Below are 22,748 nucleotides of genomic sequence, written 5' to 3' on the forward strand. Positions count from 1 at the left end.
AGGCAACTGACAGGAAAGGCCATTGAGGCTGTGATGCCGTCCAGTGAATCACTGGGCGGCATTTTTTTTGTACTGCTGCAAGATGCCGCCCGTCCGGATCGACTCATCAGTAGCGCGCTGCGCATTGGCGCCCACAACGGATTTCCCGATAAAAAAATACAACAGATGCCATTTTAATTTTTTGATCTCATCTAAAAAATTGCTTCTATAAACAAAGGTGAAGTCACGAAGAATCAGAAGCATTAATGTCTGTGCATCCGACTGAAAGTACGGATCCTCAAGACTATTTTTATAGAAGGATGTCAAATGAAAAAATCTCTGCTGGCACTGGCCGTTCTCGGCGCGTTCGCAGGTGCTGCTCATGCACAAAGCTCCGTCACCATCTACGGCATCGTTGATACCGGCGTTGTCTACCAAAGCAAAGTGGCGACCAGCACTGGTGGCACTGGCAGCAAGTTTGGCCTCAACTCGGGCGTCATCCAGGGTTCGCGCATCGGCTTCAAGGGCGTGGAAGACCTGGGCGGTGGCCTGAATGCGGTGTTCAACCTGGAAGTCGGTTTTGCCAACGATACCGGCGCCCTGCAAGGTTCGGACGCATCGACTTCTTCGAACCTGTTCCGCCGCAAGTCGGTCGTCGGCCTGCAAGGTGGTTTCGGTAGCGTGCTGCTGGGTCGTCAAACCGACTTCGCCGACACCATCTCTTCCTACACCTCGGTTGCCGACTTCGGCGGCTGGACCGGTAACGTCGGCCACAACCTGGATCGCCTGGAAGGCACCCGCACCAACAACTCGATCAGCTACACCACCAACAACCTGAGCGGCTTCACCGGTAACCTGATCTACGGCTTCGGCGAAACCGCGGGCCAGACTTCCGCCGGCCAGGCTTTCGGCGCCGGCTTGAAGTACGACAACGGTCCCCTGGGCCTGGGCCTGAACTACTACCAGTCCAAGGCGAACGGCACCGGCTACTCGGCTGACACCAGCCTGATCCCGTCGTCGAGCACCACCGCTTCGGTCAACACGCTGTCGGGTAGCGCAGGCAGCACCGCCTACAAGGGCTGGAACCTGGTGGCTTCGTATCAGTTCGGCCCGGCGCGCGTGTACGGCAACTGGTCGCGCGTCAAGCAAGACCTCAACACCCAGGCCAACCTGAGCGCGGTCGGCGTCGGCTCGCTGGACACGGTGACCAACCGTACCCTGGCGCGCGCGAACAAGGCTGACGTGTACGAAATCGGTACCGCCTACTCCCTGACTCCATCGTTGAAGCTGCTGGGCGCCGTGGAACACACTCGCGCCCAGTTCGATGGCGTCTCGGGCAAGGGCAAGTTGACCCAATTCAACATCGGTACCGACTACTGGCTGTCCAAGCGCACCGACCTGTATGCCTTCCTGGCGTACACGAAGGCGACCGATATCGTCAACACCGGCGTGTCTGACAGCACCGGCAACGACGGTAACCAGGCCGCTGTGGCTGTAGGTATCCGCCACAAGTTCTGATGCATCGGTCGTCATTCGGACGACAGTAGGAAAGACGTAAAAAAAAGAGGGGGCACTGCATGATTTTTCATGCAGTGCCCTTCTTGTTTTCCCGCCGAGGAATCGAGGAAATCGATTCCCGCCGAGCTCAAGCCGAACCGCATCGCCATCCGGATTCCGGTCCGGATGGCGCCGTTTTCGCAGCATGGTCGCATCGTGTCCTGACGCTTCTTTGCAATGCTCAACAGTAACCGGGAACCTTGTCGTGGCGCGGCTCTTAACAGTCATCAACCATTGGTAAGAGTCCATTTCGCCATGAAATTTTCGGCGTCTTCCGCTGCCAAAATAGCGCTGCCTTCGACATTGAAGGCGACGTCGATTGCGGGTGGAAGAAGCCGCCAAACCGAACTACGTGCCTGACGCGATTTCATCGTCCGACGATCCCCGGGGGCACGGAAAAACCGACGCAATGATTTGCGCCGGAAGGGGATTCTTTTGCCTTTGATTTTGCGATTGCGGCGGCTGTTGCGCGGACATCCATATGGAAGAGGTCGGATGCCGCATCGCCTCGACACCACGTTTCATCACGCTCACGAAAGCAACAGGTAACCACCATGGCGACACGAGAAGAATTGGCCGTTATCAAAGCTGCACGGGCAGGCGAGTCCAGGGCCCAATTGGCATTGGGAAGCCGTTACCTGTACGGCGGGAGCGGCCTGCCCAGGAGCAATGGCACCGCATTCTATTGGTTGAAGCGGGCGGCGCAGCAAGGCGTGGATGACGCCTGGATCATGATAGGGCGCAATATCCCCTATGAGCAGGTCAAGGAATTGTCGTCCCCGCGCGAAGCGGCGGTCTGGTACGAGAAGGCGTTCGACGCGGGGATTGCCCATGCCGGGCTCACGTTTGCCCGACTGGTCCTGGACAACGCCGAGCAGTTCGACAGCAACAGCCATGCGAGGGCCATCGGCGCCTTGTCTTTCCTGGCCAGCCAGGACGACCACCAGGCGCAGTGGCTGCTGGCGCAGCAAATGCAGAGGCACGGCCATGATGATGCCGGCGGCGACGGCGATGCGGCCGGGGAAAACTTCAAGGCGATATTGCATGACGGCGCCCTCAAGTTCGAAGAGCGCCTGATCACCGAGGCCGCGCATGCGGGCATTGAGCAGGCGCAATACGCCTTGCTCGACAAGGCGTGGAAAAAATCCGATTACGCCGGTTTTTCCCGCGGCGCCGTTCCCCTGGTAGAGAAGCTGTTTGCGCGGAACGCCGTCGCGGTGGCGCAAATGGAGAAGGACGCGGATGTCACCAGCGGCGTATTGCTCTCATCCGAAGAGTCGACCCTGCTGCTGCGGTTTGCGCAATGGCGCCTGCAGGCGAACCATCCCGATCCCATCGAGATCGGACGCATCCTTGAACTGGCCGCCCTGGCCGGCAACACCGAGGCGCAACTTGAGCTCGGCCTTCTCTGCGCCAAGATCGACCGCCACGGCAACAGGGTATTCATGGAGCATGGCCTGGCGAATTTCAAGAAGGCGCTCAACTGGCTGGTACTGGCCGGCGAGGGCGGCGCGGCGCAGGCATGGCATGCGCTGGCCCGGATCTATTCGCGCTCGATCTATTCGCAGCGCAATCTCGAGGTCGCCTTGCAATACCTGGAAAAGGCCGCCGACATGGGCCTGGTGGAAGCCCAATATGAGTTCGCCCAGATCTCCTGGAGAAACCGACGCGATGACAAGCTCAACGATGTCAGGGCACTCTATTGGTGGCAAAAGGCGGCGGAGCAGGGCCATGAAAATGCGAAGGTCGCGCTGGAGGCATTCTCGGCCAGGTCTCATGCCAATGGCTGGGCCAAGGAGGCCATGGGCTACCTGAGCGACAAATTCAGGAATGCGAATCCATTCCTCAGCGCCCGGGTCGAACTGGCGGCGACGTTCGGCCTGACCAAGCCCGAAGCCTTGCTGATCGATGTGAACAATGCCGACTACGGCCATTGCCTGGTCGTCGATATCTGCGACTACTACGCAAGGAGCAAGCGCCGCCTGGTGGCCATCGAGACCGAGGAGCAGCGTTCCATATTGAACCGCATCGGCCGCCTGTTCAGCGACGTCGATTGCAGCTTCAATGGCCTCGAGGGGAATTACCGGCAGCGCCAATACCGCCTGAAGACATCGTTTCCCGATATCATGCAGGGCTGAGGCGCCCGGCGCTTGTCCAGCGGGAATGGCGCGGATGCCGAGATCGGCCGTCGCCGGATGCCGCCGAAATGCAAAACGCCAACCGGCGACGGTTGGCGTTCTGCTTGGGAAGCCCGGCGCTCCGCTGCGGAGCCTGGCCGGTCTTATTTTTTCTTTTTCTTGACGGTCTTCTTTGCAACCGGTGCGTCGTCATCGCCCTGCACCGCGAGGTTGCCGCCAGTGCCCAATCCGCCGGCGACGGTCTGTTGCTTGTAGTTGCGGATGGCGCGCACGACGTTGTTGTAGGAGTCGGTGAACGCGGCAACGATCACTTTGCCTTCCGCCGTATTGGAATAGCCGCCCAGCGAGCCGCCGGCCGAGCTGCCGACGAGTCGTCCCAGCGCGCCAAAGTCCATGCTGGTGGCGCTGCCTTCAGCCGCTGCCAGCTGTACGCCCGAGCGGTTATCGATCACGGTCAGCAAGGTGCTGGCTTCCTTGGAGTTCATGTTGCCGGCAAGCGCGCCGATGGCCGAGCCGAATCCGCCGGGAAGGAGTCCGGCGACACTTGCGCCGGCGCCGCCTGCGTTGTTATTGGTAAATGTGATCGATGGGCTCAGGCCGTAGTCGGCCGCGACCATTTTCCCTTTGCCGAAATTGGAGCGATTGCGCAATTCGCCGGAGTCTTGCAGGGCGCGTTCGCCCATCATCGTTGTCATGCCGCGGCCGCGTTCCACCACCACGAAGCAATTCGACTGTTGAACCAGCAGTTTGAGCACCGGAACCGTCGAGCCCAGTTTGTATTGCCCGGTCAGAATCCCGTACCAGGGGGCTGACGTATCTTCAATGATCGCCATAGTGCCTAAAGGCTTGTCGCATTTCTCCAGCTGGGCATTCGCATTCTGCGCGTTGGCGCCGCCGGCGGAACCGGTGGCGGCCGTCTTGGCGCTGTTGCTTCCCATGTCCATGGTCGAGCAGCCGGCAAGGAACAGCCCGGCAAATAGCGCAGCTGCTGCTTTATAGTTTTTCACTGAAGTATCCATCGGATTTAACACCCCTAAATAAGTTGATCTATCAAGGCGCACGAGGTCAGATTGGCGACTGCGCGATAAGACATGGGAGGAGTATAAATAGTTGCTGAATTGGAACTTCCTCCGCATTGCGGTGCTGATCCTAGCATATTTCCTTATGTCAACAATATTTGCGCGATATTTCATGTGTAAATTTATTCCCGATACTTACGTTTTTTATTGAATTCAGGTCACCGTGTGTAGGCATGGCGGCAAGGCGGCATGCGTCGGGGGAATGGGCGACAGGCGATATTTGGATCGCCGGAAAAGCGCCGGACAAACACCCAACACCAAGCACCAAAAGACAAATACAAAAAGCCCAGCGCGAAGCTGGGCTGACTGTTTGTAAATCCTGTGGGGAGGAGGGCGGAGCGGCATCGAACCTTCGACACAAGGATTTTCAATCCGGGCTTCTGTTTTTCTCCTGCAACGTCGAAACAATACCGGACTCTAGGCAGGCCAACGCATCAGGAAGCACGCGCCTCCCAGCTCGGAGCGCCTGCAGATGACGGTTCCATGGTGAGCGCCAATGATGGCCCTGACAACCGCAAGCCCCAGGCCACTGCCTTTGGGGGCGGTATCGGGCTCCAGCGGGCCGCGCTGGAAAGCGTCAAAGATGATCTGCGCATCGACCGCCCTGATGCCTGGGCCGCTGTCTTCGACGCTGAGTTCATGCATGCCGTCGTTTGACGATGTTCTGATCGTCAGCGGGCCCGGTATCGCATGGCGCAGGGCGTTTTCCAACAGCGCCAGCAGCGCCTGGCGGATTCGGATCGGGTCGCATATCGCCTGCTGCGTATCCAGCGCCAGCGACAGACGAAAACCCTTTTCCAGCAGGGTCGATTCACAGGCCTTCAGCACCGTCATCACTTCTTGCTGCAGATCGGTCTGTTGCAACTGCAATTGCAAGTGTCCGCTGTCGGCCAGGCCGACTACACGCAAATCCTCGATCAGCCGTCCCAGGCCTTCGACCTGGGTCAGCAAGCTGGCGAACAGCGCATGTTCGGGCCGGAAAATGCCTTCCGCCAGGCCCTGCAGGCGGCCGCGCAGGATGGTGACCGGGGTGCGCAGCTCATGCGCGATGGCTGCGTTCCAGAAGATGCGTTCCTGTTCCGCCCGCTGCAGCCGTTCGGCCATGGCGTTGAAGTCGTCGACCAGCTGGGCGGCCTCGCCCAGCGAATGATCGTCGGTGGCCGCGCGTGCCGCCAAGTCCCCTTGCGCCACTTGGCGCAGGCTGGTGGCCACCGAGTTCAGCGGCGCCAGGATGCGGCGCGAGAGACGAATGGCGACCCACACCGCGATGGCCAGGCCGGTCAGCGTGGTGGCGATGATCCAGCCCCATTCCGCCGGCGAGGGGAGCCAGCTGTCGGGCGCCGACAGGCCGGCCGGATAGAACACCCACAGCGTGGCGTAGAAGACATAGGAGCCGAGCAGCACCATCATCATGATGGCCAGCACCAGGATGGCGACCGAGCTGACGATCTGGCGACCCAGACCCCTGGAGCGGGCGACGACGGGCAGGATGTTCATGGCGCGCGCGTCAGAGGCCATGGTGGAAGCGATAGCCGACGCCGCGGATGCTGACCGGGATACCGGCGATGCCGAGGTCTTCCAGCTTCTTGCGCAGCTTGCTGACGTGGCTGTCGACGGTGCGTTCCAGCGTGTCGCCTTCTGGCAGGCAGGCCGTCAGCAGCTCGGCGCGGCTGAATACGCGTCGCGGCGCGCGCGCCAGTTGCGCCAGCAATCTGAACTCGGTCAGCGTCAGCGCCAGCGTGTGCGAACGATCGCCGATTTCGACCACCGCCTCGTGCTGGTCGAAGTCGATGACGAATGGCGCCACTCTCAGGATGCGGCGCTCGTCGCGCTGCTGGCGCGGCAAGCTGCGCCGCAGCACCGCCTGCACCCGCGCCACCACTTCGGCCGGGTTGAACGGTTTGACCACGTAGTCGTCGGCGCCGATGCGCAGGCCGATCAGCTTGTCGACGTCCTGGTCCAGCGCGGTCAGCATGATGACCGGCGTGTCGCCGCGCTGGCGGATCTGCGACAGCACCTGCCAGCCGCTGACCTGCGGCATCTGGATGTCGAGCAGCACCAGGTCGGGCTTGAGCGCCAGGTGCAGTTCCAGGGCCTGGGCGCCGTCGGCGGCATGCATGCTGCGCATGCCGCTGCGCGCCAGGTAGGCGGCCAGGATCTCGGCGATCTCGGGCGCGTCCTCGGCGATCAGCACCAGCACGTTGGTTTCCTGCACGGTTTCCGCAGGACTTGCCTCGCCCGTGGCTGTCGCATTCTCTGACATTGTTCCCCTCTCCATCAAAACTCCACAATTGCGTAGCGCAATCCTCATCTTCGCCGGGCAGAATCCGCCTTTTCTTGCGATTGTACTGTCGTGTCGCCGCGCCCAGCAAAGAGACGTCGGTGGCGCCCTATCGCGGGCCGATTCCAGGAGTGTTGCATGCCCCAGTTTTTCATCGACCGTCCCATCTTCGCCTGGGTGGTTGCCTTGTTCATCATCCTGCTTGGCGTGATCGCCATCCCGCAGCTGCCGATAGAGCGCTATCCTTCGGTTGCGCCGCCCACCGTGTCCATCAGCGCCAGCTATCCCGGCGCCACGCCGCAGGCGATGAACGACGGCGTGGTCGGACTGATCGAGCGCGAGCTCTCCAGCGTCAAGAACATGCTGTATTTCGAGTCGTCGGCCGACACCTCCGGCTCCGCGCAAATCACCGTGACCTTCAAGCCCGGGACCGATCCCGAGCTGGCCCAGGTGGACGTGCAGAACCGCCTCAAGGCGGTCGAGGCCCGCCTGCCGCAGGCGGTGCGGCAGAACGGCGTGACGGTCGAGTCGGCCGCTTCGAGCTTCCTGCTGATGGTCAGCCTCACCTCTGCCGACGGCCGCCTGGACGAAGTCGCGTTAAGCGACTACATGGCGCGCAACATTGTCGAGGAGCTGCGCCGTATCGACGGCGTGGGGCGCGTGCAGCTGTTCGGCGCCGAGCAGGCGATGCGCATCTGGGTCGACCCGTTCCGGCTGAATGCCTACAAATTGTCGATGAGCGATATCGGCGCTGCGATCGCGCAGCAGAACGTGCAGATCGCGCCCGGGCGTCTGGGCGACATGCCGGCGTTGCCCGGCCAGCAGATCTCCGTGCCGCTCACCGTGCAGGGACAGCTGCAATCGCCGGCGCAGTTCGCCGCCATCGTGCTCAAGGCCAAGGACGACGGTGCGCGGGTCACCTTGGGCGATGTCGCGCGCGTCGAGCTGGGCGCGCAGTCCTACGGCTTCTCCAATCGCGAAGACGGCAAGGCCGCTGCGGTAGCGGCGGTGCAGCTGTCGCCGGGCGCCAACGCGGTGCGCGTCGCCGAGGACGTGCAGGCGCGCATGGCCGAGCTGCGCGCCAGCCTGCCGTCCGGCGTGCATTACTCCTTGCCGTACAACACCGCGCCCTTCGTCAAGATATCCATCCAGAAGGTGGTGCAGACGCTGATCGAGGCCATGGTGCTGGTGTTCATTGTGATGTACCTGTTCCTGCAGAACATCCGCTACACGCTGATCCCGGCAATCGTGGCGCCGATTGCCCTGCTGGGCACACTGGCGGTGATGCTGGCGGCCGGTTTCTCGGTCAATGTGCTGACCATGTTCGGTATGGTGCTGGCGATCGGCATCATCGTCGACGATGCCATCGTGGTGGTGGAAAACGTCGAGCGCATCATGGCGCATGAAGGATTGGGGCCGCGCGAAGCCACGCTCAAGGCGATGAAGGAAATCACCGGCGCCATCGTCGGCATCACGCTGGTGCTGACGGCGGTATTCATCCCCATGGCGCTGGCCGGCGGCTCGGTGGGGGTGATCTATCGACAGTTCACGTTGTCGATGGTGGTGTCCATCCTGTTTTCCGCCTTCCTCGCGCTGAGCCTGACCCCGGCTTTGTGCGCCACGCTGCTCAAGCCCGTGGCGCCTGGCCATCATGAGAAGCGCGGCTTCTTCGGCTGGTTCAACCGGGCGTTCGCGCGCATGACGGCGCGCTACGAGTCGCGCCTGGTCGGCCTGGTGGCGGGCGGCGCACGGGTGATGCTGGTGTTCGTGGGACTGTCGGCCATCCTGCTGTTCGCGTTGCGTTCCTTGCCGTCGGCTTTCTTGCCGGAGGAAGACCAGGGATATTTCATGACTTCCTTTCAGCTGCCCTCCGATGCGACCGCCGAGCGCACCTCGAAGGTGGTCGAGCAATACGAGCGTTACCTGAAGACGCGTCCCGACATCGGCGCCAATCTGTCGGTGCTGGGGTTCGGGTTCTCGGGCTCCGGCCCGAACGCGGCGATGGCGTTCACCGAGCTCAAGGACTGGAAGCTGCGCCAGGGATCCGATGCCGTCACGGAAGTCATGCATGCCCAGGCTGCGATGGAGGGCAGCTCGGACGGCGTCGTCATGAGCCTGATGCCGCCGGCCATCGAAGAGCTGGGCACCTCGTCCGGTTTCGCGATGCGCCTGCAGGACCGCGCCAACCTGGGCTATGCCGCACTCAAGGAGGCCGAGGCCAGGCTGCTTGAGCTGGCCGCGCACAGCAGCAAGGTGAGCGGGGTCTACCCGGACGGGCTGCCTGCCGGCGCCAGCGTCCGGCTGGAAATCGATCGCCAGAAGGCGGCGGCGCTGGGCGTCTCCTTCGGCAGCATCAGCGACACCCTGTCGGCGGCGATGGGTTCACTTTATGTGAACGACTTCCCCAACGAAGGCCGCATGCAGCAGGTCATCGTGCAGGCCGATGCCGCCTCGCGCATGCAGATCGAGGATGTGATGAAGCTCTACGTGCGCAACGCCGGCGGCGGCATGGTGCCGCTGGCCGAGCTGGTCAGGCCAGTCTGGCAGAGCACGCCCACGCAGATGGTGCGCTACCAGGGCCTGCCGTCCGTGCGCATTGCCGGCAGCGCCGCACCCGGCGTGTCGAGCGGCGAGGCCATGGCCGAGATGGAGCAGTTGGCGCAGCAGCTGCCGCCCGGTTTTTCCGTGGCCTGGACCGGACAGTCGCTGCAGGAACGCTTGTCCGCCGCTCAGGCGCCGATGCTGATGGCGTTGTCCATGCTGGTGGTATTCCTGGTGCTGGCGGCCCTGTATGAGAGCTGGTCGATTCCGCTGTCGGTGATGCTGGTGGTGCCGCTGGGCCTGATCGGCGCAGTGGCCGCGGTGCTGTTGCGCGACATGCCAAACGACGTGTTCTTCAAGGTCGGCCTGATCACCGTCATCGGCCTGTCGGCCAAGAACGCCATCCTGATCGTGGAGTTCGCCAAGCAGCTGCGCGAAGACGGCATGAGCCTGGCACAAGCTGCGGTCAAGGCATCTGCCTTGCGCCTGCGGCCGATCCTGATGACCTCGATGGCGTTCGCCCTGGGTGTCGTGCCGTTGATGCTGGCCGGCGGCGCCAGCGCCGAGACCCAACAGGCGATCGGCACCGGCGTGTTCGGCGGCATGGTCAGCGCGACCGTATTGGCGGTGTTCTTTGTGCCCGTGTTCTTCGTGTTCGTACTGGGCTGGGCGGAGCGCATGCGCGGCAAGGCGATGCGCTGATGTGCCCGCGCGCCGACTTGCGCCTGTATGGAAGGCCGCGTGGCAGGCAAGGAAGCCCCCGGTCGCTTGTCCACCACGCGCAATATCGTTGCCATGACATCCGTGTTGTCGCCACGCAGGGTCCGCATGGTTGGCAAATGACCTTGCACATACTGCACCAGGGCAAGCGGATCGTCCGCCTTCATGAACCGGGGCACTTGTATCTGGACTTTGAGCACGCTCGCATTGCCGGTCTGCTTCTGGCGTATGAGACTGTAGATCTGCGGTTAACCGGGCAATTGAGCCGGGCGTGAAATTCTATGGCGGCGACGACTCCGCAATCGAATCCGGGGCGCGCCATCCGTCGCCAGACCCCCAAGCAGAATGGCTTGGAGGCGCCCTGCCAGCACAAGATTGAACGGGCTTTCGGCCATTCCATCCATCATGCGCTGTCTCTGCAGTAAGAAACGCCTCTGTGGCGCCAGCCCCAATCTCACACTCCGCCGCCAGCGTCGATCCGCCGCTGGCGGATCTTCCTGTTGATCAAGGCGTTCACCAAACGCGACCGATGGTTCTGATGCCGGGTTTTTCGCCTGGCAGGGCGGCCGCAGCGCGCAATGCATGGTGGGGCAAATGGCGCGGGCCGTCTCCAGGCGCATCGGCATGCGTTCATTGCATGAGTGAATGTAATGGTTTTATTAGATAAATTCATTTTTATTCATGGATTGATCGGCATAGAATTCGTCTCGCATATCGTCAATGACAAGACTGCCGAATCAAAAAAACAAAATTTTTTGGAAGTACTGAAAAACAGGCGCAAGCAGTGGGCGCAGGCTTGATCTCAGAAATTAGGGTACGGGACCATCATGAGTAAAGAATTCACATTTGCCATCAAGAGCATTTGTTTCGATGAGGACTATCGTCCTTCCGAGAATACGCGCATCACCACCAACTTCGCCAATCTGGCCAGGGGGGAGAGCCGCCAGGAAAACCTGCGCAACACCTTCCGGATGATCGACAATCGTTTCAATGCCCTGGCGCATTGGGACAATCCCGCGGGCGACCGTTATAACGTCCAGCTCGAGATCATCTCGGTCGAGATGACCGTCGATGGCGCAAGCGCCGGCAACGCGCTCCCCCTGATTGAGATCTTGAAGACCACCATCATCGATCGCCACACCAACGAACGTATCGCGGGCATCGTGGGGAATAACTTTTCCTCCTACGTGCGCGATTACGACTTCAGCGTTGTCCTGCCGGAGCGCAACAAGAACCAGCCGGTGTTCAGCGCGCCGGAGGATTTTGGCGACCTGCACGGCAAGCTGTTCAAGTCCTTCGTGAATTCGGACACGTACAAGAAACATTTCAACAAGCCGCCCGTCATCTGCCTGAGCGTGTCGAGCAGCAGGACCTATCAGCGCACTGAAAACCAGCATCCGGTACTGGGCGTGGAATACGTGCAGGACGCGTATTCCCTGACCGACGAATACTTCAAGAAAATGGGCATGAAGGTGCGCTATTTCATGCCGCCGAACAGTGCCGCGCCGCTGGCTTTTTATTTCTCCGGCGATTTGCTCGGCGATTACACGAACCTTGAGCTGATCAGCACCATCAGCACGATGGATACCTTCCAGAAGATCTATCGCCCCGAGATCTACAACGCCAATTCCGTGGCCGGAAGATCCTATCAACCCAGCCTGAAGCACCAGGATTATTCATTGACCCGGATCGTCTATGACCGGGAAGAGCGCAGCCGGCTGGCTGTCGAGCAGGGCAGGTTTGTCGAGGAGCATTTCATCAAGCCTTACCAGGCCGTTCTGGCGCAATGGTCCGCCAATTGCGCGCATTGATTCACTGATTCATTGATTCATTGATTCATTCCCCACACCAGGTCATCTATTGTGAAAAAACTGTTACCCACGTCGACTGCCGGCAGCCTGCCTAAACCTTCCTGGCTCGCAGAGCCCGAGAAACTCTGGTCACCCTGGAAGCTGCAAGGTGAAGAACTGCGCGACGGCAAGCAGGACGCCTTGCGCCTGGCGTTGCAAGAGCAGCAGCACGCCGGCATCGATATCGTCAGCGATGGCGAACAGACGCGCCAGCATTTCGTGACGACCTTTATCGAGCACCTGGATGGCGTCGATTTCGAGAAGCGCGAGACCGTCAGAATCCGCGACCGCTACGATGCCAGCGTGCCGACCGTCGTGGGCGCTGTCTCGCGCCAGAAACCGGTCTTCGTCGAGGACGCCAAGTTCCTCCGTCAACAGACCGGGCAACCCATCAAATGGGCGTTGCCAGGTCCTATGACCATGATCGACACGCTGTATGACGCGCATTACAAGAGCCGCGAAAAACTGGCCTGGGAATTCGCCAAGATCCTCAATCAGGAGGCCCGGGAGTTGGAGGCCGCCGGTGTCGACATCATCCAGTTCGATGAGCCTGCGTTCAACGTCTTCTTTGATGAGGTGAACGACTGGGGTGTTGCCACCCTGGAAAAAGCCATTGAGGGACTGAAATGCGAAACGGCCGTGCATATCTGCTACGGCTATGGCATCAAGGCCAATACCGACTGGAAAAAGACGCTGGGCTCCGAGTGGCGGCAATATGAAGAAGCATTCCCCAAGCTGCAAAAATCCAGCATCGATATCGTTTCGCTGGAATGCCATAACTCTCATGTCCCCATGGATTTGATCGAACTCATCCGGGGCAAGAAAGTGATGGTCGGGGCCATCGATGTGGCCAGCAACATCATTGAAACCCCCGAGGAAGTCGCCAATACCCTGCGCAAGGCGCTGCAGTTTGTCGATGCGGACAAGCTCTATCCTTGCACCAACTGCGGCATGGCCCCCCTGGCGCGTGGCGTGGCAAGAGGCAAGCTCAATGCCTTGAGCGCCGGCGCGGAAATCGTCCGCAAAGAACTCGCGAAGTAATTCCGAGGCGGGAAATGGCCGTCGCGACAAATGCGCGACGGCCAGATGCAAAGTGCCGTTTTGGCCCGGCCGGCGCCGGTTGATGAACGCCTTCCACATCCGCAACGGCCCAAGTCAGCCTGCATGAATCCGCTAACATTTCGGACGACGCCGGGCTCCCCTTAACACTGTCGATCCGTACCTGTATTTCATTCTTGCCATGTCAATTTCCAGTACTGCCGTCGAGCCATTGCGCTTTCGCGAAGCGCTCGGGCATTACGCTTCCGGTATCACGGTGATTACATCGCTCGTCGATGAAGAGCCGATCGGCTTCACCTGCCAATCGTTCTATAGCGTGTCGATGAGCCCGCCGCTGGTGTCCTTCAGCGTCATGTCAGGCTCGGCCAGCTATCCCAGGATTCGCCAGGCAGGCCGGTTCGCGGTCAATATCCTGTCAAATGAACAGGTCCGTATCTCCAACCAGTTCGCGCGTCGAGGCACGGACAAGTGGCATGGCATCGAATGGCGGGAATCGCCGCTGGGCAATCCGCTCATTGCCGGAAGCCTGCACTGGCTTGATTGCGAAATCTACGCCGAACATGCCGCGGGTGACCACGTCATCGTGATTGGCGAAGTGAAAGCCTTGAACCTGCAGGAAGCGGTTGCCGCGCAGCCGTTGCTGTATTTCAAAGGCCAGTACCGCAACATCGCCGCGCATAGCGTGGCTTGAGCGCTTGCCGCCGCCCGCTATTGCCGCAATTGTTGCAATCGTTGCTCGATAGCGACTGCGTCACCTTCTGATCTATAAAGGTCGCTGCCTTGAGCGTATTGAAACAGGCGCTGAATGAAGGGCGCTTCGTCTGCGTACTGGAGATCATTCCTCAACAGTCAACTGCGCGCCTGGCCACGCTTGAGCGGATCGTGCAACGCGGGCATCTGGCCGGCTGGCCGTTGCTGCCGGCCTTTTCCGACCGGGTCGGGCTGCGCTCGGACCTGAGTCCCCTGGCAGGCGCCGGCGCATTGGGCGATCCGGCCTCATCCTTGCTCCACTTTTCAGGCAAGGACCGCGAGCGCGCCGACTTGCTGCTGCAGATGGAGGCAATGCAAGCCCGCGGCCTGCGCCAATTGTTGCTGCTCAGCGGAGATCGCTTGCCGGGTCACCGCCCCGGCCAGGCGCCGGTGCGTTATCTTGAGTCGGTGCCCGCGCTGCAACTGGCCCGTGCGCATGGCCCGGACTGGCTGTTGGGCGCCGCGTTGAACCCATTCAAATACCGCGAAGAAGAAGGCGGCGCCCAGTATCTGAAGGCGCAGAAAAAGCTGTTGGCCGGCGCCGACTTCCTTACCCTGCAACTGGGTTTCGATGCCGCCAAGCATATTGAGGCCCAGGCCTGGATGCGCGCCCAGGCATGCGCCAAACCGATGCTGGCCTGCGTCATGCAGCTAACCGGCAAACGCGCGGCCGCCTTGCAGAAGGTGCCCGGCATCGTCATCACCGAATCCATGCGCGGGTTGCTGGAGCGGGAGCGGCAGGTATCGCCCGCTTATGCCGGGGCACGAAGCCGCGAGCGCCTGGCGCTGCAGATCGTCGGCTTGCAATTGATGGGCTACGCCGGAGTCCATGTGTCCGGGCTGCATACGCTGGACGAACTGCAGGCGTTGGAGCGGGCGATCTGCAAGCAGCGCGACAGCGTGGCCTCACTGAGCGCTTGGACCGAACGCTGGCAGGCAAGCTGGGAGATGCCTGACGCGCCCGGGGTCTGCTTCACCCCCGATGCCGGCGCCTGGAAAATGGGGCAATCCAATGTCGCCGCCACCCGCCGGGAGCGCCTGAAATACACGCTGCTCTCCAAGGTACATGGTCGGTTCTTCAGCCGCACAGGGTGGCTCAGCCAAGCTTTTGGCTGGAGCATGACGCGCCCGCTCTGGCAAGACGGCATCGCCGCGCAGGCGCTGCATGCCGTCGAACGGACGATCAAACGGCCACTGCTCGGCTGCGATACCTGCGGCCGCTGCCGCTTGCAGGATACCTTCTACATATGCCCGGAGACATGCCCCAAAGGCCTGGCAAACGGCCCCTGCGGCGGCACCCATCTCAATCGTTGCGAATTTGGCGACCGCGAGTGCGTGCATAGCGTCAAATACCGGATCGCCAAATCTGCCGGTCAGTTGCCCGTGCTGGCGCTGACCTTGATTCCTGACATCGAAGCGGGTCACAGGCGCCGCAGTTCCTGGCCTGAGTGGTTTGCGCGGGTGGATTCGACGTCGCGGCAAGCATGCAAGCGTCGCTAATGAAGCGTGCAACACCCGAAGCGGAAAGAATGGCAAGACGTTCAGGATGAATCTGGCGATCAGCGATTGAAGTTTCCTGAGATCGTTATGGCAGTGGCAGCTTCGAACCGAAGCTGGTGACCAAGAAGCGCCAGATGGCGTCAACGCGTAGTCGAGGGGGCAGCGGCACTTCTTGTGGCATTGCTGTTGAAGGCAATGGGCGCGTAAGCGCTTTAACGTCTTACTATCAACGCTCCGTTTGATGTGCATTCTGCCTACATCAGGACGCTATCGAGACATCTGTAAGAGGTCTGTCGGCCAAGAACTGAAAAGTAGACTGACGCTCTGTTTTTATACAGCCTCGGCCGGAAGTGGACTATCAACGGTTGGGACTATTGAATTCTACCAAGGCACCATGCGCAACTTGGGCCATAGTTGAAGCCAATTTTTGGCAACAACTCGGTTTTCCATAATTTGCTTCTTCTCCACTTGATATCGGGGTGTGGGGCGAATTACTCCTTCGTAAAGATCATCCAGTCCATACGGAGCTGTTATTTGGATACCTTCATTCTCTTCCCACCTCACGCCTATGGCTGTCGCAGTCTCGGGCCAAAAGCGCATAGCATCGGTGGACGATTGATAGGCCTTGTCACCATTTTTCGAATGCATTCTGCTCTGGTTTTTGACGGACCATTGAACCGTACTATCCATAGTCATCAGAAGGCTTTCCAGCTCCTGATCGATTCCTGAGTCACATCGCGTGGAATCGAACCATATAACATCAATATCCGACAGATGAGGACGGCTTGCAAAGCCGTGGATGGCATCCCATACGGTGTTTCTCACAAAACCCGCGCCTATCCAGCAGTCAGGCAAGGACAATGTCGCTACGATCTTCAGTAGCCTTAGTCTGTATGGATCATTTAGTAATAGCGCAGCCAAGTTGCTTTTGAATTTCATTGCGAGAAGCCTGGTAAGCGAAAAGTTGCGGCTTTATGCTGGATTTAGTACTGGGTGCACTTTCGTATCGCGCTGCCGGGGGATTAGGAGTGCTACGGGAAGCCCAATGGCTTTTCTTGTTGAAGCGTTTCCTGAGAATTCTCGGCCACGTACTTGTTGAAATAGCGTCGGTGCAACCCTCCGCCCGGGCCGGCATGACTACACCTGCGAGCCTTCGGACGTCACAGTCTTGTCCTCCCTCGTGATCCGATTCCGGCCTATCGGCCTCAGACTGCCATCTGCGTTGACATAATGGCGCAATGTTACATACTTGAAATTCTTTTTCTCAGCAAAGCGAACAAGGCTACCTGCGTCGCGAACTAACCCTGGATTGGCTTTCACTTTCCGTAGAAAGGTAGTATCAACAGGAGCAAAACGGTGTCCGTCCTTCTCGGCGATCCGATCCCGGGCCATCTTCCTCAGACTGCCACTTTCATTGAAATAATTGTTCAATACGCTATAAAAATAACCCCTCTGTATAGCAAAGCCAGCAACGCCGCCTGCGTTTGGAATCAAGCTTGGGTTGGCCTTCACTTCCCGTAGCAGGTCATCCTCAACAGTAGTCTTAAGCGTTTCATCCTCCTTGCCGAGCAGATCATTGGCGGCCGGCCTCAGTTCGCCATCCGCAGTGACATAACGACGCAATGTTTCATACTTGACGTTTTCTCGCTCAGCAAAGTCCACCAGGCCATCTGCGTCGCGAACTAACCCTGGATTGACCTTCACTTTCCATAGAAAGTCAGCATCAATAGGAGCAAAACGCCATCCATTTTCCTCGGCGATCCGATCCCGGCCTGCCTTTCTCAGGCTACCATCTGTACAGACATATTCTCGCAAGCTGTGTTTCGGAACGCCCTCCTGCCTGGCAAACTCAGCAAGGCCTATATTTTGAATTAACGTTGGGTCTGCCTCGACTTTCCGTAGCAGGTCAGTACCGACAATAAAACTTTTTTTGACAAGCTTTGCTTGAGGAGGCATGGACATTCGATTTGTCGCATGGTCTGCGCTCCGCTTTCTCATTGCGAGGAGTTGCTCCCCTTGCAGAGCAGTTTCGATGATTGATGACGTTTCTGGCGATGACGGACGTTGTGCGAACGTCGAGGGCGGTATTCCTTTCAGGGCATCTCTAATGACCTGAGGCGTTTCTGGCGGTGGCGGGCGTTGCGCTAACGTCGAGAACCCGGCAGACCACTCCCCTGCGAAAGCATCACTCGGGTTTTCCCTCGTTTCTGGCTGGAACTGCCATGGCTCCCCGCCCCCCATATTAAACGGGATGAACGGAACGGAGTGCACAGCCTGTACATTCTGTGCAAGAGATATCTGCGAAGAGAAAGCTTCTTCTGACGGCGACGTTGCCTGATCAGGCGTACATGCCATACCTGGATATCGGAGAGTCGAAAAGGGGGGGAGACGCATATTTGCTCCTGGTGCCGTGCTCGCCACACGCAGCCTGCTTATCATTGATCAAAATATCCCCGCACACGGAGTGATAGAGGGGAGACCGCTACTCTATAAAATAAGATGCCCGCCATCTTTCACATTTCGCGCAAATTCCGGTTTTTAATAGGAGGACGTCATGACATTGCAAGATGCTATGGATCGAGCAATCGGTGAGTGGACTTTGTACGGGGTCGCAATGGACTGGGACATGCCGTACCAAATGCTAAGTAAATACGTGCGTGGTGACCGCGTGTCTGACGCACAAACGCTTTGAAAATGGCAGACGATGCCAGATTGCGCCGAGGAAATGCTGGCCTTGATGGCCGCTGCTGAGGAAACAAAAAAGGCAGCGACACCGGAAAGTGTGGCTGCCTTTTTCGAAAAGGAATCTTTAGTGATATCCATGAACTTGTGACTAGGCGCGTTCCAGATCGTAGGAACCATAAGCGTTACCCATATCGTTTTGGGTGATTAGTGCTTAGAACGCATCTCACGCCTATTTATGAAATGGGCTCTAGAATCCGGTCGAGAAATGCTTCCTCTCCCCTGGCGCGCAAAACCTCTCTTGCAACGTTGTAGCGAACTTCCAGTTCCTGCTCTTTCATCGCTGCACTACCCAATTGAGCCAATGCATCGTCATCATCTTCTGACAAACCGACCTCTGCCAATTTCGCCTTCACCTCTTGCTTAAAAGCAGGCTGCAGGGTCGTCAACATCTGATGTTCCCGCTCACGCCAACCGGGCGAAAAACGGGTCAACATTGCCTGCCAAGGCGCCCAATCGAGGAGGAAATACTGAAAAAACTCCGCCTGCTCCCGGCTTTGGACCTCGGTTACCGCATCATCCAGGTCCTGTTGGGTCACCCCGGAGACATTGAAGAACCGCATGTCCACAAGGTCGGTGGGCAAGCCCAGCCGCTCGTGCAATCGGACCTGATAGGCCAGGTAGACTACGATTTCGTCCACTTTCACTTCTTCTTCTTTCATTTGTCGCAATGATTCAACTTTCCTGCTGGCGATCTTCGCCAGCGCATCCAGGCGAAATGCGCCACGTCCGAGCTCGACGAGCGCATCGAGCTTGGTGTCATATGCACCGCGACTGACTTCGTACGCATTATCGAGGTTCTTCATGTCGTTATAAGTCAATGCAACCCGGTCCTCGCAAGACTCGGTCGATCGGTCGGCAATCGCATAGATTAATGCTCGAAGTTCACTATCCTGCGCGATCTTGGGTAGCCACGTGGCTACCGCTGCCTTGAGCTTGGGCGTGTAATTTACGGATTCCCATAGCCGATCCAAAAACAGTGAAAACTTCCCTGCGGCCGGTTCAGCGTCGAGCTCTCGCCATCGTTCCGCCTGAGCTTCATCCTCGCTCCCCAGCCATTCCTCGACCGCCTCGTGAAGGGGGCGTGCCGGCGAATTGTTATCGTCCTCGGACATATCAAACAAGATTCGAGGGCCGTTGTAGCCTGCTGCGGATATGCGTTCCCTTATCCCTGGCAGATCACCTGCCAATCCTGGGTTGCCTGTGATATCCACCTGGCACGTTGGCGGCAGACTGTAAATATTTTCGGGAAACGAGGTTAGTTGGTTGTTGCTGACATCAAGCAGACGGAGGCTCGCGGGCCACTCAGTCGGCCACGAAGTCAGCATGTTCCCCGCTACGTCAAGCAGCTGGAGGTTCTTGGGCAAGGTCGGCAAACCAGTCAGCCGAGGATTGAACCATACCTGAAGCTTCTTGAGATCCTTAGGCAAAGCCGGCAATTCAGTCAGCCCCTGACTCGATACGGTAAGCGCCTCAAGGCGCCGGGGCAAGGCCGGCAACTCGGTCAACCGCATGCAAAGTACCTCAAGGCTCTCGAGGCTCACGGGAAGGTCTGGTAACTTGGTCGCCTTGAGGCTGAATACCTCAAGCTTCCTGAGGCGCCCGGGCCAGGCCGGGAACTCACGCACAAGGTCGGAATTTACCTTGATGCTATCGAGGCTCGCGGGAAAGGCCGGCAATACAGTCAGGTGAGGGGCAATCAGGTCAAGGTTGGTGAGATGCTTGGGGAACGGCGGCAACTCATCCAATTGGTCCCAGATTAGGGTAAGGCTGGTGCAGTGATCGGGCATGAGCGGCAGGCTATGCAAAGGTATCGCCGATAAATCCAGCGTGCCTTTATTCATATGCAGAAACTGATCCCTCACCTCTTTACGCGTGTCGTCGCCTGGTGGCGCGACTTTCTCCCATACGTGTAGGAAATAGGGATAAAGCGCATCGCCATCGCCGCCCATTTGCTCCTGTAGTTCCGTTGAAATATCGACCGCAGCGCCCAGGATTTGGCTCGTGTGCGCGCCGGTTTCCAGCATCGCGAGAACTTCATCGGCGAGTTGCGTATAAATCAGCGAGAACCCGCGCGATCTGACGCCCGCACTATCCTGGCAAGGCCCCAGAAGGCCGTCGACCAAAGCCTGGATGTTCGTGCTTTCGCTGCATGCACGCATCATGTGTTGCGTGAGATCCCGGCGCGCTGCCGAAATGTCAGGTGGGTACGATTGACTGAACTGATGATGGATCCAAGCTATGGCTGCCAGCAAGCTGACGCAGCGTAGTTTATGAAGAGCAGTGTCCCGCCCCCCTGCATACTCAAGTATCAGCGTTCTGACTTCGGTGAGTTGACGGGGCGATCCGCTTAACGGACTGGCTGCCGCGCCAAGCGAAGAAGGTCCAACAGGAGGGATGTGCATCGATGAAGCATGAAGACTTGTTGTGATGGGGAAGTCATTCTAGCCATGGCTGGATACTGTCTCTTTCAAAAAACGCTCAAGCGTCTCTGCCTCCTCTCCAGTTCTAAACTAAACTGTCCAATTCCCGGGGCAGGTCAAGCGGCTCAGTTTCTAGAGCAGCCCTGGTCCAGCCCGAGGGGTTACTCCAACAGGAATGACTACACCTGCGAGTCTTTGGACGTTGCAGCCCCGCCCGCGCTCGCGATCCGATTCCGGGCTATCGGCCTAAGACTGCCATCTGCGTTGACATAATTCCGCAATATTGCATACTTGACATTCTCTTTCTCAGCAAAGCGAACAAGGCCACCTGCGGCACGAACTAACTCTGGATTGGCCCTCACTTCCCGTAGCAGGTCATCCTTGACCTGATCGATTAATTTGTAGTCGCAGCGATTGTTAGTCTTCGACTTCAAACCGCTTTGAAGATGGCTGATGATGCGCAGAGCAGATTGAGCGCGGAGAAATGCTGGTCTTGATGGCGCAGGCCGAGAAAACAAAAAAGGCAGCGACACTCGAAAGTGTGGCTGCCAATTCTGCAAAAAGATATTTTGGTGGCCCGGGGCGGAATCGAACCACCGACACAAGGATTTTCAATCCTCTGCTCTACCGACTGAGCTACCAGGCCAAGACGCAAGATTATAGCAAAGAAAAAAAATACTGCAAGGCCTTTCTCATAAATTGTTTATGAGGCGGCGTTTATAATGCGACCCATGACTTCCAATGCCCAATTCATGACTGCTTCGCCGGCTGCGGCCGGTACCGATATCTGCATCGTCGGCAATGGCGCGGTAGGCAAGGCCGCCGCGCTTGGACTGGCGCAGGCGGGTTTGCGGGTGACGTTGCTGGCGCCGCCGTCGTCGCCATCGCCATCGCGTCCTGCGCCGGCCGATGAGGCCAGTTGGGATGTGCGGGTGTATGCCTTGAACCATACCGCGCGCCGGCTGCTGTCGTCGGTGCGGGTGTGGGAGGCGATGGATGCCGGGCGCATCGCGCCCGTGGATAACATGACGGTGCAGGGCGATGGCGCCTCGGCGCAGGGTGGGGCGGGCTTGCTGTCGTTCGATGCCTATGGCGCGCGCACCGATGCGTTGGCGTGGATCGTCGAAGACCGCAACCTGGATGCCGCGCTCAATGCCGCGCTGCGTTTCGCGCCCAATGTGAAACTGGTGCAGGGCCGGGCGACGGCGCTGTCGGTGTCGCCTGAGGCCACTACGCTCACGCTCGCATCCGGCGAGAGCCTGTCGGCGTCGCTGGTGGTGGGCGCCGATGGCGGCCATTCGTGGGTGCGCGGCCAGTGCGATATCGGGCTCGATTATCGCGCGTACGGCCAGCGTGCCATCGTCACCAATTTCAGTTGCGAGAAGCCGCACCTGGGCGTGGCCTACCAGTGGTTCAGCCCGGTCGAAGGGGTGGTGGCGCTGCTGCCGTTGCCGGGCAACCGCGTCTCGCTGGTGTGGTCGGCGCCGGATGCGCTGGCCGAGCAATTGTTGCGTTTGCCCTTGTCCGAACTGGCGCAGCGACTGGCGGTCTGGGCCGCGCCGGTGCTGGGGGCGCTCACGCCCCTGCAGCCGGAGGTGGTCAAGGCGTTCCCGCTGGCGCTGATCAAGCCGCACGCGATGATTGCCGAGCGTGTGGCGCTGATCGGCGATGCCGCGCATGTCGTGCACCCGATGGCCGGCCATGGCATGAACCTGGGGTTTGCCGATGTCGCGGCGCTGATCGAGACACTGGCCGCGCGCGAGCCGCAGTACGACTGCGGCGACAGCCGCGTGCTGCGCCGCTATGCGCGTGCGCGCAAGGAAGAGGTATTGCTGATGCAACTGGCCACCGATGGCTTGAACCGCATTTTTGCCACCGATGCCGAGCCGTTGCGCATGGCGCGCAATATCGGAATGAACCTGATCAACCGCTTGCCGGTCTTAAAGCGTCGGCTGATCGCGTATGCGCTGGGCAAGTGAGCAAGTGAGGCGGGCCGATTTGAGGTAAGGTAATGCGCCTGGCCGGATCTTGGAACCTGTTTGCGATCCGGCCGCGGCGTTTGCGCCATCTATCAACCAATTCCCACGGGGTGACCGCCAGGGCAGGTGTGGTGCGGTTTTCAGGCCGAT

Annotated in this window: 15 protein-coding genes and 1 tRNA gene; 8 read left to right on the forward strand and 8 right to left on the reverse strand. The window is 59.3% G+C overall.

All coding sequences use genetic code 11. The annotated features are described in order from the left end of the window. Positions 1-48 precede the first annotated feature (48 nt). A complete protein-coding gene (locus FB597_RS07100; protein ID WP_183405736.1) occupies positions 49-363 on the reverse strand; it encodes a hypothetical protein in 315 nt (104 codons plus the stop codon). Here FB597_RS07100 and FB597_RS07105 point away from each other — a divergent pair. Beyond that, positions 307-1,497: a porin gene (locus tag FB597_RS07105; protein WP_141913782.1), complete on the forward strand. Its 1,191-nt coding sequence runs from the start codon at positions 307-309 to the stop codon at positions 1,495-1,497. The two genes, FB597_RS07100 and FB597_RS07105, sit on opposite strands and share 57 nt — an antisense overlap. 593 nt (positions 1,498-2,090) lie before the next feature. Continuing rightward, a complete protein-coding gene (locus tag FB597_RS07110) occupies positions 2,091-3,674 on the forward strand; it encodes a tetratricopeptide repeat protein (RefSeq protein ID WP_144768845.1) in 1,584 nt (527 codons plus the stop codon). 143 nt (positions 3,675-3,817) lie between these two features. On the opposite strand, the gene FB597_RS07115 is transcribed toward FB597_RS07110, so the two are convergent. The 3 genes from FB597_RS07115 to FB597_RS07125 form a co-directional block, all read right to left on the reverse strand. Beyond that, positions 3,818-4,693, reverse strand: coding sequence for a CsgG/HfaB family protein (locus FB597_RS07115; protein WP_144768847.1), 876 nt, complete (start codon positions 4,691-4,693; stop codon positions 3,818-3,820). Positions 4,694-5,170: 477 nt separating this feature from the next. After that, positions 5,171-6,250 carry an ATP-binding protein gene (locus FB597_RS07120; protein ID WP_144768849.1) on the reverse strand — a complete coding sequence of 360 codons (1,080 nt, stop codon included), beginning with the start codon at positions 6,248-6,250 and terminating at the stop codon, positions 5,171-5,173. A 10-nt stretch (positions 6,251-6,260) separates the two neighbouring features. After that, complete coding sequence (locus FB597_RS07125) at positions 6,261-7,016, reverse strand: response regulator (protein ID WP_370454650.1); 756 nt, start codon at positions 7,014-7,016, stop codon at positions 6,261-6,263. Between the two features lie 156 nt (positions 7,017-7,172). Between FB597_RS07125 and FB597_RS07130 the strand changes: the two genes are divergently transcribed. The 5 genes from FB597_RS07130 (at position 7,173) to FB597_RS07155 (ending at position 15,454) form a co-directional block, all read left to right on the forward strand. Continuing rightward, positions 7,173-10,277 carry an efflux RND transporter permease subunit gene (locus FB597_RS07130; protein WP_144768851.1) on the forward strand — a complete coding sequence of 1,035 codons (3,105 nt, stop codon included), beginning with the start codon at positions 7,173-7,175 and terminating at the stop codon, positions 10,275-10,277. Positions 10,278-11,122: 845 nt separating this feature from the next. Further along, on the forward strand, positions 11,123-12,106 hold the full coding sequence (locus FB597_RS07140; RefSeq protein ID WP_144768855.1) for a DUF1852 domain-containing protein: 984 nt from the start codon (positions 11,123-11,125) through the stop codon (positions 12,104-12,106). Positions 12,107-12,157: 51 nt separating this feature from the next. Continuing rightward, positions 12,158-13,186 (forward strand): methionine synthase, encoded by a 1,029-nt coding sequence (locus FB597_RS07145; RefSeq protein WP_144768857.1) that lies wholly within the window; start codon positions 12,158-12,160, stop codon positions 13,184-13,186. 199 nt (positions 13,187-13,385) lie between these two features. Then, positions 13,386-13,895: a flavin reductase family protein gene (locus tag FB597_RS07150; RefSeq protein ID WP_141913774.1), complete on the forward strand. Its 510-nt coding sequence runs from the start codon at positions 13,386-13,388 to the stop codon at positions 13,893-13,895. A gap of 89 nt (positions 13,896-13,984) precedes the next feature. After that, entirely contained in the window at positions 13,985-15,454 is a 1,470-nt protein-coding gene (locus tag FB597_RS07155) for a methylenetetrahydrofolate reductase C-terminal domain-containing protein (protein WP_144768860.1), read from the forward strand. A 381-nt stretch (positions 15,455-15,835) separates the two neighbouring features. Here the strand turns inward: FB597_RS07155 and FB597_RS07160 are convergent, their stop codons facing one another. From FB597_RS07160 to FB597_RS07175, 4 genes are all read right to left on the reverse strand, one after another. Continuing rightward, complete coding sequence (locus FB597_RS07160; protein ID WP_144768862.1) at positions 15,836-16,393, reverse strand: nucleotidyltransferase family protein; 558 nt, start codon at positions 16,391-16,393, stop codon at positions 15,836-15,838. 198 nt (positions 16,394-16,591) lie between these two features. Then, a complete protein-coding gene (locus tag FB597_RS07165) occupies positions 16,592-17,848 on the reverse strand; it encodes a hypothetical protein (protein ID WP_144768864.1) in 1,257 nt (418 codons plus the stop codon). Between the two features lie 524 nt (positions 17,849-18,372). Continuing rightward, positions 18,373-20,361 (reverse strand): NEL-type E3 ubiquitin ligase domain-containing protein, encoded by a 1,989-nt coding sequence (locus FB597_RS07170; RefSeq protein ID WP_186442745.1) that lies wholly within the window; start codon positions 20,359-20,361, stop codon positions 18,373-18,375. An 828-nt stretch (positions 20,362-21,189) separates the two neighbouring features. Then, positions 21,190-21,265 (reverse strand) — tRNA-Phe (locus FB597_RS07175). A gap of 76 nt (positions 21,266-21,341) precedes the next feature. Here FB597_RS07175 and FB597_RS07180 point away from each other — a divergent pair. After that, complete coding sequence (locus FB597_RS07180) at positions 21,342-22,598, forward strand: FAD-dependent monooxygenase (protein WP_370454651.1); 1,257 nt, start codon at positions 21,342-21,344, stop codon at positions 22,596-22,598. Positions 22,599-22,748: the final 150 nt, after the last annotated feature.

Source organism: Herbaspirillum sp. SJZ099 (assembly GCF_007828355.1).
Lineage (GTDB): Bacteria > Pseudomonadota > Gammaproteobacteria > Burkholderiales > Burkholderiaceae_D > Herbaspirillum.

Coding starts and splice junctions, on each gene's coding strand:
- FB597_RS07115 (WP_144768847.1), bottom strand. CDS start 4,693: ATGGATACTTCAGTGAAAAACTATAAAGCAGCAGCTGCGCTATTTGCC.
- FB597_RS07125 (WP_370454650.1), bottom strand. CDS start 7,016: ATGTCAGAGAATGCGACAGCCACGGGCGAGGCAAGTCCTGCGGAAACC.
- FB597_RS07150 (WP_141913774.1), top strand. CDS start 13,386: ATGTCAATTTCCAGTACTGCCGTCGAGCCATTGCGCTTTCGCGAAGCG.
- FB597_RS07180 (WP_370454651.1), top strand. CDS start 21,342: ATGCGACCCATGACTTCCAATGCCCAATTCATGACTGCTTCGCCGGCT.
- FB597_RS07140 (WP_144768855.1), top strand. CDS start 11,123: ATGAGTAAAGAATTCACATTTGCCATCAAGAGCATTTGTTTCGATGAG.
- FB597_RS07160 (WP_144768862.1), bottom strand. CDS start 16,393: ATGAAATTCAAAAGCAACTTGGCTGCGCTATTACTAAATGATCCATAC.
- FB597_RS07165 (WP_144768864.1), bottom strand. CDS start 17,848: ATGCGTCTCCCCCCCTTTTCGACTCTCCGATATCCAGGTATGGCATGT.
- FB597_RS07130 (WP_144768851.1), top strand. CDS start 7,173: ATGCCCCAGTTTTTCATCGACCGTCCCATCTTCGCCTGGGTGGTTGCC.
- FB597_RS07170 (WP_186442745.1), bottom strand. CDS start 20,361: ATGATGCGTGCATGCAGCGAAAGCACGAACATCCAGGCTTTGGTCGAC.
- FB597_RS07120 (WP_144768849.1), bottom strand. CDS start 6,250: ATGAACATCCTGCCCGTCGTCGCCCGCTCCAGGGGTCTGGGTCGCCAG.
- FB597_RS07100 (WP_183405736.1), bottom strand. CDS start 363: ATGAGCAGCACCTGCGAACGCGCCGAGAACGGCCAGTGCCAGCAGAGA.
- FB597_RS07110 (WP_144768845.1), top strand. CDS start 2,091: ATGGCGACACGAGAAGAATTGGCCGTTATCAAAGCTGCACGGGCAGGC.
- FB597_RS07105 (WP_141913782.1), top strand. CDS start 307: ATGAAAAAATCTCTGCTGGCACTGGCCGTTCTCGGCGCGTTCGCAGGT.